At 57.2% G+C, this 17,136-nt stretch carries 7 protein-coding genes; 4 read left to right on the top strand and 3 right to left on the bottom strand.

Annotation, left to right across the window (positions count from 1 at the left end):
• Window position 1: 1 nt before the first annotated feature.
• On the bottom strand, window positions 2-1,492 hold the full coding sequence (locus tag ENH71_RS03690) for a circularly permuted type 2 ATP-grasp protein (RefSeq protein WP_294133363.1): 1,491 nt from the start codon (window positions 1,490-1,492) through the stop codon (window positions 2-4).
• A 272-nt stretch (window positions 1,493-1,764) separates the two neighbouring features.
• Here ENH71_RS03690 and ENH71_RS03685 point away from each other — a divergent pair, with 272 nt between their 5' ends.
• From ENH71_RS03685 to ENH71_RS03675, 3 genes are read left to right on the top strand one after another with little or no spacing between them, the layout of a single operon-like run.
• Window positions 1,765-5,097 carry a transglutaminase family protein gene (locus tag ENH71_RS03685; protein ID WP_294133360.1) on the top strand — a complete coding sequence of 1,111 codons (3,333 nt, stop codon included), beginning with the start codon at window positions 1,765-1,767 and terminating at the stop codon, window positions 5,095-5,097.
• The gene (locus ENH71_RS03680; RefSeq protein ID WP_294137488.1) at window positions 5,069-7,735 is read left to right on the top strand and encodes a circularly permuted type 2 ATP-grasp protein; all 2,667 of its coding nucleotides are present in this window, start codon (window positions 5,069-5,071) and stop codon (window positions 7,733-7,735) included. The genes ENH71_RS03685 and ENH71_RS03680 overlap by 29 nt, the downstream gene beginning before the upstream one ends.
• Window positions 7,735-8,646: a transglutaminase family protein gene (locus ENH71_RS03675; RefSeq protein WP_294133354.1), complete on the top strand. Its 912-nt coding sequence runs from the start codon at window positions 7,735-7,737 to the stop codon at window positions 8,644-8,646. Before ENH71_RS03680 ends, ENH71_RS03675 begins: the two co-directional genes overlap by 1 nt.
• On the opposite strand, the gene ENH71_RS03670 is transcribed toward ENH71_RS03675, so the two are convergent.
• Window positions 8,647-12,435, bottom strand: a complete 3,789-nt coding sequence (locus ENH71_RS03670; protein WP_294133352.1) for a translocation/assembly module TamB domain-containing protein — start codon at window positions 12,433-12,435, stop codon at window positions 8,647-8,649.
• On the bottom strand, window positions 12,432-14,237 hold the full coding sequence (locus ENH71_RS03665) for an autotransporter assembly complex protein TamA (RefSeq protein ID WP_294133351.1): 1,806 nt from the start codon (window positions 14,235-14,237) through the stop codon (window positions 12,432-12,434). Before ENH71_RS03665 ends, ENH71_RS03670 begins: the two co-directional genes overlap by 4 nt.
• Window positions 14,238-14,482: 245 nt before the next feature.
• Between ENH71_RS03665 and acnA the strand changes: the two genes are divergently transcribed.
• Window positions 14,483-17,131 carry an aconitate hydratase AcnA gene (gene acnA, locus ENH71_RS03660; RefSeq protein ID WP_294133349.1) on the top strand — a complete coding sequence of 883 codons (2,649 nt, stop codon included), beginning with the start codon at window positions 14,483-14,485 and terminating at the stop codon, window positions 17,129-17,131.
• Window positions 17,132-17,136: the final 5 nt, after the last annotated feature.

The following is a 17,136-nucleotide window of genomic DNA, read 5'->3' as shown; positions in this document are numbered from 1 at the left end:
TTTAGTTACCTGCTCTCTGTGAAAGTCCGGGGCTATTGGTCAGGCCGTCGATGTCGACTATCCAGGTGTCCTTGCTGCCGCCACCCTGGGATGAATTCACCACCAGTGAACCCTTGGTCAGCGCCACGCGCGTCAGCCCGCCGGTGGTTACGAAAGTCGATTCGCCCGACAGAATAAAGGGGCGTAAATCCACGTGGCGTGATTCCATGCCATGGTCAATCAAGGTGGGTGAGGTGGACAGCGCCAGTGTCGGCTGTGCCATGTAGTTGCGCGGATCTGCCTTGATCAGTTCGGCAAATTTCTTACGCTCCTTTTTGCTTACGTGCGGGCCGATCATCATGCCGTAACCGCCGGACTCATTGGCGGGTTTAACGACCAGTTTGTCCAGATTGTCGAGCACGTAATTACGGTCATCTTCAAACATGCACAGGTAACTGGGCACGTTAGGCAACAGCGCTTCCTGATCAAGATAGTATTTGATGATTTTGGGCACAAAGGCGTACACCACCTTGTCGTCCGCGACGCCAGCGCCGGGCGCATTGGCGAGTGCGACATTGCCTTTGCGCCAGGCGCGCATCAGGCCCCGGCAGCCCAGTGTAGACTCGGGGTTGAAAACTTCGGGATCCAGAAACATGTCATCAACACGGCGGTAGATCACATCAACCCGTGACAGGCCGTCTACCATACGCATGTAGACGCAGTCGTCGTCACCCACCACGAGGTCCGAGCCTTCCACCAGCTGCACGCCCATCTGTTGTGCCAGGTAGGCATGCTCGTAGTAGGCGGAGTTATAAATGCCGGGTGTCAGGATGACGATGGATGGATCATCTCCGGGGCGTGGTGACATTGATGCCAGCATGTCATAAAGCTGGGAGGTATAATCGTCCACTGGCTGGATCTGACCGGAGGCAAACAGTTCTGGCATCACGCGTTTGGTCACATTGCGGTTTTCCAGCATGTAGGACACACCCGACGGTACCCGCAGGTTATCTTCCAGCACATACAGAGTGCCATCCTTGTCGCGCACCAGGTCTGAGCCACATATATGAGCCCAGACATTATGCGGTGTTTTGATACCCACGCACTGGGGCCGGAAATTGACCGAGTGAGTCAGCAGTTCCCTGGGGAAAATACCATCTTTGATGATTTTCTGATCGTGATACAGGTCATTGATAAACATGTTCAGGGCCTGTACGCGTTGCTTCAGGCCGGCTTCGGTCTTTTGCCATTCCTGTAGCGGTATGATGCGCGGCACGATATCAAAGGGCCAGGCGCGGTCGATCATGGCGCCTTCGGTGTATACAGTAAAGGTGATGCCCATCAGCTGAATGGCAACGTCGGCAGCGGTCTTGTGCTCCTGAAGTTCCCGGGCGTCGAGGTTGGCGAGATACTGGCATAACTTGTCGGCTTCCGGGCGTGGTTTGCCGTCAGCAGCGATCAGTTCGTCGTAGAATCCGGTAGCTTTGTATTCTTCCCAGTTGATGTTGCTCATTCACCCTCGTTTTGGCTTTGTGTCTTGATCAGTCTGAACCCGTTCTGTGCGAACCAATTTGTTTAAACCAACCTGTATAAACCAGTTCAGTCAAACCAGGTTGTATGAACACAGTGAAGCAATCTGTGTACCAGCTTTGGAAAGTCTGTTCTCTGCATCTATCTTTTCACGGCTCGCGCGAGCTGACAACTGTTTGCTAATAAAATTATGATAACTTGCTTTTGGCACAGGCGTTGCTATCCTCTTAACATACTCTCTGGAAGCCTAACCCGATGACCATCCGCGTAGCACTGAAACATTCCACCCGTTATGATTTTGACCGGCCTATTGAGGTTGGTCCACATCAGGTCCGGCTGAAGCCGGCACCGCATTGCCGCACGCCCATTGATGCGTACAGCCTCAAAATAACCGGGGGTGAATATTTCATCAATTGGCAACAGGACCCCTTTGGCAACCACATCGCGCGCCTGGTATTTCCGGAAAAAATCTCCCGCCTGCATATCGAAGTTGAACTCATTGCCCCGATGACGGTGGTGAACCCGTTTGACTTTTTTGTGGAAGAGTATGCCGAGCATTTTCCCTTCGATTACCCACCTGATCTGCGTAAAGAGCTGGCACCTTATCTGGAAAGTAACCAGTCGTGGCCGCTGCTGGATAAGTGGCTGAGCAGCGTCAAGCGAGAAAAAACAGATATTACCGGTTTCCTGGTGGGCCTGAATCAACGCCTGGCACAGGATATCGAATACCTGATTCGTATGGAGCCCGGCGTGCAATCGCCACAGGAAACACTGAAGCTGGCTCGTGGGTCCTGTCGCGACTCGACCTGGTTGCTGGTGCATATCCTGCGCCGACTGGGTCTGGCCGCACGCTTCGTCTCGGGCTACCTGGTGCAATTGACCGCCGATGTGAAGGCGCTGGACGGTCCGTCCGGTACCGACAAGGATTTCACCGATCTGCATGCCTGGTGTGAAGTGTTTATTCCGGGTGCAGGCTGGATAGGTCTGGACCCGACCTCGGGTCTGTTTGCCGGCGAAGGCCATTTGCCGCTGGCGGCGACGCCGGACCCGGCGGGTGCGGCCCCGATTACCGGTGCTACCGAACCCACGGAAGTGACCTTTGGCTTTGACATGAGCGTGACCCGGGTGCACGAAGATCCGCGCGTCACCAAACCTTATACCGATGCGCAGTGGTCGGATATTGAAGAACTGGGTAATGTCGTGGACAGTGAACTGGACGCGCTGGATGTCCGGTTGACCATGGGCGGCGAGCCCACATTTGTGTCAGTTGATGATATGGATGCACCAGAATGGACCATTGCCGCGCAGGGGCCCACCAAACGTAAATTGTCAGAACAGTTGATGCAGCGCTTGCGCCCGCATTACGCGCCCAACTCCTTATTGCAGTATCAACAGGGTAAATGGTATCCGGGTGAGGTTCTGCCACGCTGGGCACTGGCCTGCTACTGGCGCCGGGATGGCAAACCCATGTGGCGTGACGACCAGTGGCTGGCTGACATCGACAGGGACTATGGTTATGGCGAAAAAGAGGCCAGGGGCTTTGCCAACGCTCTGGTAACTGCGCTCAAGGTGCCCGGTCGTTTCCTGATACCGTGTTACGAAGATGCCTACTACTATCTGTGGCTGGAGCAACAGCAGCCAGCGGATCTCGACCTGCACGCTGAAGATCTGAGCGATGATATCAATCGCGCGCGGCTGGCGCGGGTACTGGAGCGCGGTCTGGATAAACCCGTGGGACTGACGCTGCCGCTGACGCGCGAGAAGGATCGCTGGATGACTGGGCACTGGCCGCTGAAACGTGACCATCTGTTCCTGATTCCGGGTGACTCGCCGATGGGTTTGAGGCTGCCGCTGTCTTCGTTGCCAATCAAAAAGCGAGAAGAGATCCAGCCGCGTTCGCCATTTGCAGAGTTGCCCGATCTGGATGATCTGCATACACAGGCGGGGGAGGTGGCGCGCATGTATAACCATGTGCCGACTGAAGTCTCGGGTACGCCCGGGCACCATCACCTGGCAGCCGGACAGAACTGGCAGGAACAGTTGGTGGATGCCGCCGACGAAGGCGTCATCGGCACCGCGCTGTGCATCGAAGCACGCGAGGGGAAACTGTTTGTATTCCTGCCGCCGCTGCCACTTCTGGAGGACTATCTGAGCTTGCTGGCGGTCGTTGAACATACGGCGGCAGCACTGAATCTGCCGGTATGTATTGAGGGCTACTCGCCGCCGGCCGATCCGCGTCTGGAAAAGTTCATGATTACGCCGGACCCGGGAGTTATTGAAGTTAACGTCATGCCGGCCTCGTCATGGCCGGATCTGGTTAACAATACGCGTATCCTGTACGAGGAAGCGCGGCTGACCCGGCTGGGTACGGAAAAATTCATGCTGGACGGGCGTCATACCGGCACTGGCGGCGGCAATCACGTCACTCTGGGCGGGCGCACGCCGGAAGAGTCACCTTTCCTGCGCCGTCCGGATCTGCTGGGCAGCATGTTGACTTTCTGGCAACACCACCCCAGTTTGTCGTATCTGTTTTCCGGCATGTTTATCGGGCCGACCAGCCAGGCGCCGCGTGTGGATGAGGCCCGTCACGAGGCCCTGTATGAACTGGAAATCGCCCTGTCGCAAATGCCCAGGGGTGATGTCAAGGAGCCTTGGCTGGTGGATCGCCTGGTGCGCAATCTGCTGACCGATATTACCGGTAATACCCATCGTGCCGAGTTCTGTGTCGACAAGATGTATTCCCCGGACTCAGCCACCGGGAGGCTGGGTTTGCTGGAGCTACGCGGTTTCGAAATGCCACCGCACCCGGAAATGAGCCTGATGCAGCAATTGTTGATTCGGGCGCTGGTCGCGCGTTTCTATAAGGAGCCCTACCGCAAACCGCTGGTGCGCTGGGGCACGGCATTGCACGACAAATGGATGATGCCGCATTTTATCTGGCAGGATCTTGCCGATGTCCTGTTTGACCTGCGCGAGCACGGCTTTGACTTTGATCTGTCATGGTTTGCCCCGTTTCTGGAGTTCCGCTTCCCGATGATTGGTGAGGTGCGCTATGAAGGTACGCACCTGAGCCTGCGTCAGGCGATCGAACCCTGGCATGTACTGGGGGAAGAGGCCAGTGGCGGCGGCACCGCGCGTTATGTGGATTCTTCCGTGGAACGTCTGGAAGTGAAGCTTACCGACTTCAACCCGTCACGACATGTGCTGACCTGCAACGGTTATAAAGTGCCGCTGCAGTCCACCGGGATGCCGGGGGTAGCCGTTGCCGCTGTGCGTTATCGGGCCTGGCAGCCGCCGTCGGCATTGCACCCACGCATCAAGGTACATGCGCCGCTGGTGTTTGACCTGATAGACACCTGGCATCAACGCTCCATGGGTGGATGTACCTACCATGTGGTGCATCCGGCCGGGCGTAACTATGAGACTTTCCCGGTCAATGCCAACGAAGCCGAGGCACGCCGCATGGCGCGCTTCTGGGCACATGGCCACAGCCACGGCAAGATCGACCATGTGCCGCAGGCGCCAGGGCAGGATTATCCGCATACGCTGGATTTAAGACGTGCCGGTGTTGCCGGCACTGGTCTATAATGTTCCCCCGGCCAAATTGGCAGTACACCACACTGCGGTAAACGATATGCAGCCTTCGGGCATTAAAGATCCTGCCTTGAATGACCTGCTGGGCGACTATCCCGGTTACAACGGCCGCGATGAGTTGCTCGGTCCCGGTCAGCAGCCACGCCCGCATTGGCAGGCCTTGCTGGCCGAATTTGTCGCCATGGGCGCCGATACCCTGGTCGCCCGTAGCGAAGAAGCGCAGAGTCTGCTGCACGAAAACGGTGTCACCTTTAACCCCTATGAAGATGATCCGGGACAGTTGCGCTCCTGGCGCCTGGATTGTCTGCCCTATGTGATCAGTGATGACGACTGGTCTTACCTTGAAGCCGGTCTGCGACAGCGCAGCCGATTACTGGCGCTTTTGCTGGATGATCTTTATGGCGAGCGGCTGGTCATCGATGAAGGTCTGCTACCGCCAGAGCTCGTGTTTACCCATCCCGCATTCCTGTTTTCCGCAGCTGATTCGCCATCACAGGTGGATCGGCCACTGTTGATTTTTCACGGGACTGATGTCATTCGTGATGAACAGGGGCAGTGGCAGGTATTGGCTGACTGGACTCAGTCACCTGCGGGCGTGGGTTATGCGCTGGAGAATCGAATAACCCTGTCACGCGCATTACCTGGCGTTTATCGGGATGCGCCAATGAAGCGTCTGGCCGGATTTCTGCAGGCCCAGCACCGTTGTCTGGCCAGTCTGGCAAGCAATCAGCGCCAGGAGCCCAATATCGTGCTGTGGACGCCCGGTCCCGGTAGCCCAGGTTATTTTGAACATGCCTGGCTGGCAAACTACATGAACTTTCCGCTGGTGGAAGGCGACGATCTGGTGGTCCGGGATGGTCAGGTCGCGGTGCGGACGCTGGGTGGGTTGCATCAGGTGGATGTCATCATGCGCCATATCAATGATCCCTGGTGTGATCCACTGGAGCTGCGGCCGGACTCCCTGCTCGGCGTGCCGGGTCTGATGCAGGCAGCGCGCAGCGGGCATGTGCATGTGGTCAACGCATTGGGCGCCGGGGTGCTGGAGCACCCGGCACTGGCCGCTTTTTTGCCGGATCTGTGTCAGCGGCTGTTGGGCGAAACTCTGATGCTGCGTGGCCGCGACGCGCTCTGGTGCGGCGATCCGCAGGCACTGGAGCAGATCCGGAGCTCGATGGACGAGTGGGTATTGCGAGACATCACCCGTCCCGGTAAAACTTACCATGTCGATCAGATGGGACTGGAAGCGGTGCAGACACTGCGTTTTGATCTGCAATCGCGGCCGCACCTGTTTACCGCCCAGAAACCGCTGCGGGCCGCAGTGACGCCCGGATTCAATCCGGTGAGTAAATCCGTGGAAAGGCAAACCACCACTTTACGTTTTTTCTCCGCTATCGAAGCGGAATACATCAACAAACCGGTGCGTGATCATGCCTTCCGGATCATGCCCGGAGGCCTGGCCTGGGTCGGTGAGCCGGGCACTGCCATGATGAAGAGCCGGGTGGTGAAGGACATTTGGGTACTGGCACAATCGCCACAACCGCATGTCAGTATGCTGCGGCAGGCGCAGGGACCGATACTGGTCACCCGGGACGGCAAGGATCTGCCCTGTCGGGTGGCAGAGAGCCTGTTCTGGATGGGGCGTTACGGAGAGCGTCTGGATATCCGGGCCCGACTGCTGCGCGAAGCCCTGGGCCGGTTGTTGCAGGAGAGTCCACAAGAGGCGGTGGTCACTTTGTTGCCGGATCTGCTCACAGCGTTGGGTGTCGCGCCTGATGAGGATGAGCTTGCCGAGGAGCTCGCAGCCATGGGCGAACACCCGCGGTTTTCTGCGGAATATCTGCTGGCGCGCGATCGGCTACTGCATCTGCTATCTGACCAGGCACCCGACGGGCTGCCGGCGACCTTCAGTCATTTTATCCGCAATAGTCGGGCGGTGCGCGATCACCTGGGCGATGATGCCTGGCGCTCGGTCAGTAGTATACGTCAACGCTGCAATGCCATCGCCCGCACCAAAGGCGCGGTAGCCGGTCAGCGCTTGCTGGAAGCGATCGTGATCGATCTGGCGGCTTTTTTCGGCTTGTGCAATGAGACCATGCCCCATCACTATGGTTGGCGGTTCCTCGATATCGGACGCTTTATAGAGCGTATACTGGGTACCCTGCAGTTGCTCAAACTGGCACTGCTGACCGCCAACCAGCCGGGTATTCCCTTGTGGGAGGTGGTTCTGGCCACCACTGATAATTTCACCGTCTACCGTCGACGCTACCGCTCGCAATTGCACCCGTCCGCCATCCTGGACCTGTTGTTGTTTGATGAAACCAATCCGCGCTCCGTGGGGTATATGCTCAAGCGACTGGGGCGTCAAGTGGCACGTTTACCGTCCACGGACGAAAACACGTCCTATCGCAACCTCGAGAACCGGCTGATTATTCAGGCCTCCAGCACGCTGCACCTGGTTGATATCGAAAGTCTTGCTGATCTTGAGCATTCGGAAGAGGCCCGCGAGATTCTGATGGATTTGCTGGATGAGTTGATAGAACCCATGGCGGAATTGTCCAATGCCGTTTCGCACAGTCATTTCAGCCATGTGGAGGCGTCACGTCAACTGGTCACCATGGAGGTGGGTCACTGATGAAATATCAGCTTAAACATCTGACCCGTTACGAGTACAGTGGGCCGGCGACGCTCAGCCACAACGAGGCACGCATTTTGCCACGGCAATTGCCCTGGCAGACCAGCAGTAATACTCAGTTGATCATCAATCCGGGCGGGCTTGGTTTTTCTGAGCGACAGGATTTTTTTGGCAACCGGGTCACTTACTTTGCCATTGAAGCGGTGCATAACAGTCTGGAGGTGGTGGTTTCCAGTGAAGTGGAGACCTTTCCGCGGCCAGCGCAGGATTTTTTTTCCGGCACGGCATGGGAGGACGCAGCGGCAGAGATGTCGTGCGCTGTTCGCAGTGGCAACAGGGACAGTATTGCTGCCCGGCTGTTCGTGCTGGATTCACCTTTTATCGCAAGGCAGTCGGCGTTGATGGAGTACGCCCGGGTCAATTTTGCCTCCGGTCGGCTGTTGCGCGATGCCTTGCTCGAGCTCAACAAGCGCATATTTGATGAGTTTACCTACGATGAAGATTCCACCACGCTGGCAACTCCGTTGCAGGAAGTACTGGAGACAAAGCGTGGCGTGTGTCAGGACTTTGCGCATTTGCTGATTGGTTGCCTGCGCTCCATCGGCCTGGCCGCGCGCTATGTCAGTGGTTATATGGAAACTTCGCCACCGCCCGGTCAGGAAAAACTGCTGGGCGCTGATGCCACGCATGCCTGGGTCGCCGTTTTTATTCCCGGCTGGGGCTGGCAGGAAGTGGATCCGACCAATGGCTGTGTGCCGGACGAGCGCTATATAATCCTGGGCTGGGGACGCGATTTCGCTGATGTGACGCCGTTAAAGGGCGTGATGACCGGTGGCGGCGAACACAAACTTACGGTAGCCGTGGATGTTATCCCGATTGTTGACGTCGCCAATGAACGTTCGCTGTTCTGATTACTGCTCAACCGTATAAGTCAGGTCGATACTCTGGCTTTGTCCTGATGTCGCTTCCAGCTTGACCCGATCATTGATCGTATAATCAATCTCAAGGCTGTTTTCAGTTTCGAAAAGACCGACGGCATAGCGAATGAATATACGCGGTGTTATGTACTTGCCCAGCATCAGGCTGCTGTCATTGACATCACCGCGGCTGTTAATAGCAAACGTGTCCAGCCCCAGCTGGTTTTGAATCTGATCGGTAAGTCCCTGACCCTGTTTGATGCCCAAAGACGTAATTGCACCTACCAGCGCATTGCCGTCCTGCTCCGTGCCGATTTCAGCGATCGGGCGGCCGGTGATCATCACTGCCAGAATGTCACCGTCGGGCAGTGTCGGGGTAGAGAACAGGCTGCTGCGGATATCACGCATGGTGCCGTTCATCTGCACACCAACACGCATGTTTTCCACCGTGCGCACGGCGCGGATGTCGATGGCGGGATTGTCATAGGTTCCCATGAACAACAGTTTCCCCTGTTCGATGTTCAGGGTTCGGCCGTAAATTTCGAAACTGCCTTCTGCCACCTCCAGTTCGCCGTAGGTCAGCGGCGGTGCCTCTGGCCGCTGGTCGATATCAAGCTGGCCGGTCAGGCGTGCATTGAGCCCGAAGCCGGCAATATTGACACTATCGCCGAGAATGAGCTGGATATCCCCGGTCAGCGGTATGTCAGCAAGAATGCCGCGATCGACGCGCGCCGCGTTGCGGACGTCACTGTCCTCGTCGGCGGCCACAATGACAGTATCACTGGACACATCCACGGCACTTTCCGGCAACGTCGTAATGCGGGCAGCAACGCGAGGAATAATGAGTTGTCCGTTGATATCGATGCCATCGAGGCTGGCAGTGCCGCGCAGGTCAGGGCTGATGGCGACAGACAGGTCGGGCAGATCTGCCACGACAAAATTGGTGCCGGCGATCTGTAACGTCAGACTGCGCTCGTCGCTGAATGGCTGCATTATATCGCTGTTGAACTCAAGAGAGCCGACGCCTGACTCGGCGTAGCCGGATAACGTGAACACATCCGCGTCATCGCTACTCAGAGTGATTTCTATAGCCCGCATATCCAGTCCCAAGGCGGGCATCTGGAATCCGGCTTCGCTGAGCATGATGTCGCCACCAACCACGGGCGATGCCAGTGAGCCGTCGATATTCAGTCGTCCGTCCAGCTCGCCGGTTACGTTGGTCAGCTGTGGCGCAAGCGCTTCAACCCAGCCCAGGTCATCAAAGTCCAATTGCACATTGCCATCCAGCTCGCGGGCCTCGGTCATGCGCAGGCTGGCGTTGGCTGAGCCGCGCATGGCAGCCGCAGTGCTGTCCGGATCTTCCTGAACAAACTGAATCTGGCTGCTTACCTGCCATTCACGGTTTTGCTGACTGGCCTGCAGTGCAATATTGGACCAGACAAAGTGAGTGATCAGCGGTTCCGCTAGTTCATTGCCTGCCAATTCATCAACAGACGGCTCTGACTGTAAATAAAAGTTGCCATTTTCGCTGCTGGTGTTGATATCAATGTTCAGTCCGTTGATGTCAGATATGGCACCCGTCACTGTCGCGTCGAGTGAGACTGTTCCCTCCAGGGCCATATCCGCAGGCAGGGTGAATGGCAGGCGGATGTCAGCGCTGGCAGCAGTGGCGGCATGGAAGTCCATACCCGTCGTCTGCGCAATATTCCGCTCTGACGGGACGTCGTTGAGAGCTGTCAGCGGGTAGTCCTGCAACATAATCTGTGCTGCAAGTTGCTCACTGTCGGTCAACGTTGCATCGACACACAGGCTGGTTGCAGCCATGTCCCAGCACAGCGTATCCAGATTCATTTGAGCCGCAGTCAGCGACAAGTCTGCCGTCTGTGTTTGCTGCCAGCGGCCGTAGTCGGAGTCGATTTCGCTGCTCAACAGGCGCCCTTGCCAGCCGCCATTGGTGACACTGCCGTCTGCGTTCAGACGCAGGTTGACCAGGGAGCTGTCGATGCGTAACAGAAGATTGTGTGCGTCGGGCTGCCCGCGCAAGCGCAACAGCGCATCAGTGATGGTTTCGGTGGTATCACCCACTGGAACCTGAATGTTGGAGGTCGTCAGCTCAATTTCGTTCATGCCGCCGCGGTTTTGTCCGGTGACGACAAGTTCGGGGATACTCAGTGCGCCCAGCACGACGTCATTGGCGGTCAGATCCAGATCAATCACCGGCTGTTCAAGTGTGCCGGTTACAGTTGCATCTGCGTGCAGCCGGCCACCCAGTTCCGGATAGATAGCGCTCAACGTCGGGGCATCAATACTGGCCTCAGCGTTGAGTATGTTGCCGTCGTTCAGTGAGGCGGTCAATGCCATACGGTTCTCACCGGTTTGCAGCACGAATGAGTCCACTGTCCAGTTGATGCCGTCGAAGTCGAAACCACCATCACCGGTAAATGTGTATTCATTGACGGTCGCCTGCAGGTCGTTGGTACTGAATGCGAGGGCCATCTGCCCGGCTTCTCCTGACGGGGAGGGTGGGTCCTGGTTGAAGGCTACCTGACCACTGGAACGCAAATCCTGAATTGCCATGCTTTCGGGCAGGCCGGGAATATAATCGCCCGGTGACGGCTCATCGAGTTCATAGCTCAAATCAACCGCAATACCGTCGGCCCAGTTCACTCTACCTTGTATTGCCAACAGGCCGGTGGCGGTGCGCATGGCCAACTCGTCCAACCGGAACTGGCTACCGCGCAGCGCAGCGCGCAAATTGAGATCGGTCTCCAGCACAAAGTCATCGGCCAGATCAATGTCCAGGCGCGCTGCTGCGAACAGTGCCAGATCCTCCGGCGTGCCCTGGGTGCGCAGGGTCAATGCCTGCACGGTAAACATCTCCATACCGGGTCCGGGCAGGGTTTGTGTGCCCAGCGTGTGCTGCAGATCGACACGTAGGTCCAGCGCATCGCTTCGCGCATTCAGCAGTCGTGCCAGGCCTAATTGCACTTCGCCGCTGGACGTCACCTCGGTCAATCCCGACAGCTCGTGATCGATTTGCAGGCGGTCCAGGTCGCCATCTACTGTGAGCTCTCCCGATGGTGCCTCGGTGCCTTCAAGCAGACTGTCATCCAGTTGCCAGTTGGCGTTGCCGCTCAGGGCGTATGGTGATTGCAGTTCGAGCTCGAGTTCGGCATCCAGCGTCACGGGTGCCGCATCGAAGGTCAGGTCCTGAATGTCCAGCGCCCGGCCCTGAAGCGACATGTTCAGGCCCAGTGAACTGATGGTGTAATTGAGGTCATCGTAATTGATGGTTGCACCATCCAGGCGGGCATTGGACAGTCGCACCGAAATCGGCAATGGCAATATGGGCTGCAGAATATCATCCAGAACCATGGGCGGGGCGGTCGGCGCATTCGGGTCACTGTGCCAGTCAATCTGCACGCCGGCGATGCGCAGGGATTGCAGGTGGAATTCCCCTTCCAGTAAGGTCATCGGGTTCCAGCGGCTGTGAATCTGCTCAACCCTGACCATATTGTTGCCGCTGCGGTAACTGACACCATACAGGTCGATGCCGCGCAGGAATGTGCCCTCGGCGCTCTCATAGCGGAAATTAACACTGTTTGCGTTGATGAACGCGTTGGCCTGGGCCAGCACCCATTGGCTGCCCCGATGCGTCCCGAGCGCGGCACTGATTGCGCTGAGTGTTATCAGCACTAACAGGAATACTGCAGCCAGGACACGCAGCAACCACTTCAGCAGCTGTCGGGGGCGCTGTTCCGGTGTTGCCGTTGTCCCGGTCACAGGTCCGGCCCCATGGTGATGTGCAGCCGAAAGCTGCCGTCGTCGAAGCCACGTGCCACGTCCAGTCGTATCGGGCCGATCGGAGAGCGCCAGCGTACACCGATGCCTGCGCTGTCCCTGAGTTTCATGTCATTAAAATCGGCGAATGAGTTACCCGTGTCATAGAACACCGCCGCGTGCCAGCCGCCGACAACGGGTACATCGTACTCGACACTGCCAACCAGCAGGTGTTTGCCACCCACCACGTCACCGTCTGCATTGGTGGCACCGAGGGCGCCAAACTGATAACCCCTGACGCTTTGGTCGCCGCCGGTGAAAAAACGCACCGACAGGGGCAATTCCAGCACCTCATCAGCCAATGTGGTTGCTGCTTCGGCGCGCAACAGTAAGCGACCGGGCCCGATGCTGTGAATCAGTTTTGCGCTACTGTAGAGCTGCGCGAATGTGATGTCGGACAACAGGTTTTCCTCAGCACCGCTGACCTGGCCAAACAGGCGCCAGCCTTGAGTCGGGTAGATTGGATCGTCGGCCCGGGTTCGCGCCCAGTTGATGCCGGTGATGGTCGAGTTGACCTGCTCCTCAACCCTGTCTGCCGCTGCAATATCGGTCAATTCCGAGCGTTCTGCCTGGTAGTTGACGAAAATATTCTGCACCCAGTTGTCCCACACCACGGAGCGCCAGGTCACACCTGCGCGGTAGGTGTTGGTAATGTAGCTGTCGGTCTCCAGGCGCTGGAAGCCTCCGGAAATTCTCAGGCTGTCATTAACCGGATCGCTAAGCGGGATAACATAGCTGACGCTGGGATCCTGCTGCAAAGTGGAAATGCCCAGATCTGCGTTCAGGCGGTGACCGCGCCGGTTAATGTAACGATCCTCGTACGACAGACGAAGTCGGGGGCCAATGTCGGTGCTGACGCCAGCGCCGGCTGTATACGATCGCCTGGGTCGCAAGGCCAGCTCGACGTTCACCGGAACCCTGTTCTCTGTTGCCTGCGACAGCTGGGGGGTGACCGAAATCTGACTGAAATACTGACTGTCGTTCAGGTTTTCGCGCAATTCGATCAGCGCATCAGTTGAGTAATCACTGCTTTCCTCGAAGGTGAGAAAGCGGGAAACAAACGTATTGGACAGGCCGTCGAGAGGACTGATGCGGATGCGGCCAAAGCGGAAGCGTTCGCCCGGTTCGAATTCCAGGTTGATATCGGCCCGGTTGCGCTGCAGGTCGATGGCCAGCTCCGAGCGGGTAAATCGTGCAGAGAAAAAGCCATTGTCGACCGCTTGTGCGCTCAATCGCGATTTGAGCTGTTCGTATTGTGTATGCACAAGTCTGTCGCCCTGCTGAATATCGATCTCGGACAGCACAGAATTGAACAGGTTGGCATAGCGCTGGTCGCTGAGAATCACGTTGACCTCACCTATCAGCACCGGTTCACCCGCCGTGACGTTAATGCTCAGCGTCCAGCAGTTGGCGGCATCGGCATCCCCGTCTTGCGGGGCCGGTGTAATCTGTATCTCATGTCGGGCGCGATAATAACCCAGCGCCTGAGCGGCGCGTTCAACATCCCGGCGTATCGCCGGCAACATCCGGTTCAGGCGACGCTGACCGCTGTCACATCGCGCCTCGGGGGTGCCCACATGAACCCGTATATTGTCGGTCAGCGCTTCATTCGCTCCGGACACTGATATGGCGGGTGCGGGGGACTGCGCATAGGCGTTGCCTGCGACAATGACGGTGCAGTACAGAGCGGTTCTCGCGGCGCCAGTCACTAAACCAGTCACTACATTGGTTACTACGTTCTTCAAAGCCTTTCTCGAAGTACTCTAACTGTGTGTTAACTGTGTGTTTTGCGGGCACAGGGCAGCACTAACATGCTGGTAGAATCGACAATTGGTTTGTCAACTATGAACTGTACAGTTTAACGTGGATCGATGCAGCAAACCAGTCAGCGCTGGTTCGCCTGATCGCAGTCTGTGGGGTATACTGCGAACAATCCCCTTGTCCGTGATACGTAAGACGGACCGCATTCGGATCTTAAGGAGGAAGTCGCATGAGTACAGATCAGGCAATGGCAGATACCCGCAGAACGCTGGACGTAGGCGGGAAAACGTTTGAATACTTCAGCCTGCCGGCATTGACGGAGGCCGGTTACGGCAGCGTGGAACAATTGCCGGTAACACTGAAAATACTGCTTGAAAACCTGCTGCGTCATGTAGATCAGGGTTTTGCCAGCGAAAACGATATTAAAACCCTGCTTGCCTGGCCGCAGACACGCTCCTCGGACCATGAAGTGGCATTTATGCCAGCCCGGGTGCTGATGCAGGACTTTACCGGGGTGCCGGCCGTTGTTGACCTGGCCGCCATGCGCGATGCTGTGGCCAGCAAAGGCGGAGATCCTGACCGGGTCAATCCGGTCAATCCGGTGGATCTGGTGATTGATCACTCGGTGATGGTTGACAAGTTTGCCAGCGACAGTGCGTATGCCGATAACGTTCGCATTGAGATGGAGCGCAATCGTGAGCGCTACGAGTTTTTGCGCTGGGGTCAGAAGGCGTTCAACAATTTCCGTGTGGTGCCGCCTGGCACCGGTATCTGTCATCAGGTCAATCTTGAATTTCTGTCACGTTGTGTGTGGTCGAGCGAGCGCGATGGCAAATGGCAGGCCTACCCGGACACGCTGGTGGGAACAGACAGTCACACAACCATGGTTAATGGTCTGGCGGTGCTGGGCTGGGGTGTGGGCGGCATTGAAGCCGAGGCCGCGATGCTCGGGCAGCCACTGACAATGCGCATCCCTGAAGTAGTGGGCGTGCGACTGGATGGCCATCTGCAGGAAGGTGTCACTGCAACGGATCTGGTACTGACGGTGGCAGAAATGCTGCGCAAGCACGGTGTGGTCGGCAAGTTCGTCGAATTTTTCGGGGAAGGACTGGACGATCTGACACTGGCTGACAGAGCCACAATCGCCAATATGTCTCCGGAATACGGTGCCACTGCCACCTTTTTTGCTGTCGATGACGAGACTCTGCGTTACCTGGCGTTGACCGGCCGCGATCAGGAAACAATAGATTTGACCGAGCGCTACAGCAAGGAGCAGGGGCTGTGGCGCAGCAACGAGCCGACGGCTGTCTACACCAGCGAAGTAGTGCTGGACCTGGCGACGGTGGAGCCCTGCCTGGCGGGTCCGCACCGACCGCAGGACCGGGTACCTCTGCCCAAGCTGGGCGAGGCAACACGTGCCCAGTTTCCGGATGAGAAGAAAACAGTGCCGGTGGCTGGCGAGGACTGGTCACTCAGTGATGGGGCTGTCGTCATCGCCGCCATCACTTCCTGCACCAACACCTCCAACCCGGCTGTCATGATGGCAGCGGGTTTGCTGGCAAAAAATGCACTGGCCCTGGGCCTCACCGTGCGGCCGTGGGTGAAAACCTCACTGGCGCCCGGATCCAAAGTGGTCACGCACTATCTTGAGAAAGCGGGTTTACAGGATTCGCTGGATGACCTGGGCTTCAACCTGGTTGGTTATGGCTGCACCACGTGCATCGGCAACTCCGGGCCATTACCGCCGGCGATTGAGGAGGCTGTCGACAAGGGTAAATTGACGGTGTCTTCGGTGCTGTCCGGCAACCGTAATTTCGAAGGCCGGATTCATCCGCGCGTCCGGGCCAATTGGCTGGCGTCTCCGCCCCTGGTCGTTGCCTATGCGCTGGCCGGCACCACCGATATTGATCTGAGTACTCAGCCACTGGGTACTGACAAGGATGGCAAAGACATCTATCTGCGTGACATCTGGCCAGACACCAAAACCATCGCCGACGCCGTGGCTACAGTGAGTCGCGACATGTTCGCGAAAGACTATGCCGATGTATTCAGCGGTAATGCAGAATGGAATGCGATGCCCACTGCAGAAGGTGCTACCTATCAGTGGAATGACGATTCGACCTATATTCAGAATCCGCCATTTTTCTCCGCCGACCTGTTGCCGGAACCCGGCAATATCAAAGGTGCCAGCATTCTGGCTTTGTTGGGCGACTCGGTCACCACGGACCATATATCTCCAGCAGGCGCGATTGGTCGTAACACACCCGCAGGCAAATACCTGCTGGAAAAGGGTATCAAGCAGGAAGACTTCAATTCCTATGGTTCGCGCCGCGGCAATCATGAAGTCATGATGCGCGGTACTTTCGCCAACGTCCGTATTCGCAATGAAATGCTCGACGGCGTGGAGGGCGGCGTCACCCGCCTGATGCCTGATGAGGAGCAAACGAGCATTTATGATGCTGCGATGATTTACCAGCAGCGCAAGATTCCGTTGGTGGTGATTGCCGGCAAGGAATATGGCACCGGATCCAGTCGCGACTGGGCTGCGAAGGGTACACGCTTGCTGGGCGTGCGCGCAGTGGTGGCGGAAAGTTTCGAACGCATTCACCGTTCCAACCTCGCTGGCATGGGCGTGTTGCCGTTGCAGTTCCCCGAATCAGTGAATCGCAAAAGCCTGAAGATTGATGGCAGCGAAACCATCGCCCTGGAGGGTCTTGACACCATTTCTACCGGTATGACTGTCACCATGGTGGTGACCCGCAACGATGGAACTGAAGAGCGGGTAGATCTGTTGTGCCGACTGGACACAGCAGAAGAGGTGCACTACTACAACAGCGGCGGCATCATGCCGTTTGTTGCTGAAAAGTTGATGTCCTGAACCGG

It is taken from the genome of Pseudohongiella sp. (assembly GCF_011050365.1).
Lineage (GTDB): Bacteria > Pseudomonadota > Gammaproteobacteria > Pseudomonadales > Pseudohongiellaceae > Pseudohongiella.
Note: the sequence above shows the minus strand (reverse complement) of the source record. Positions and strands in the feature narration are given on the sequence as shown.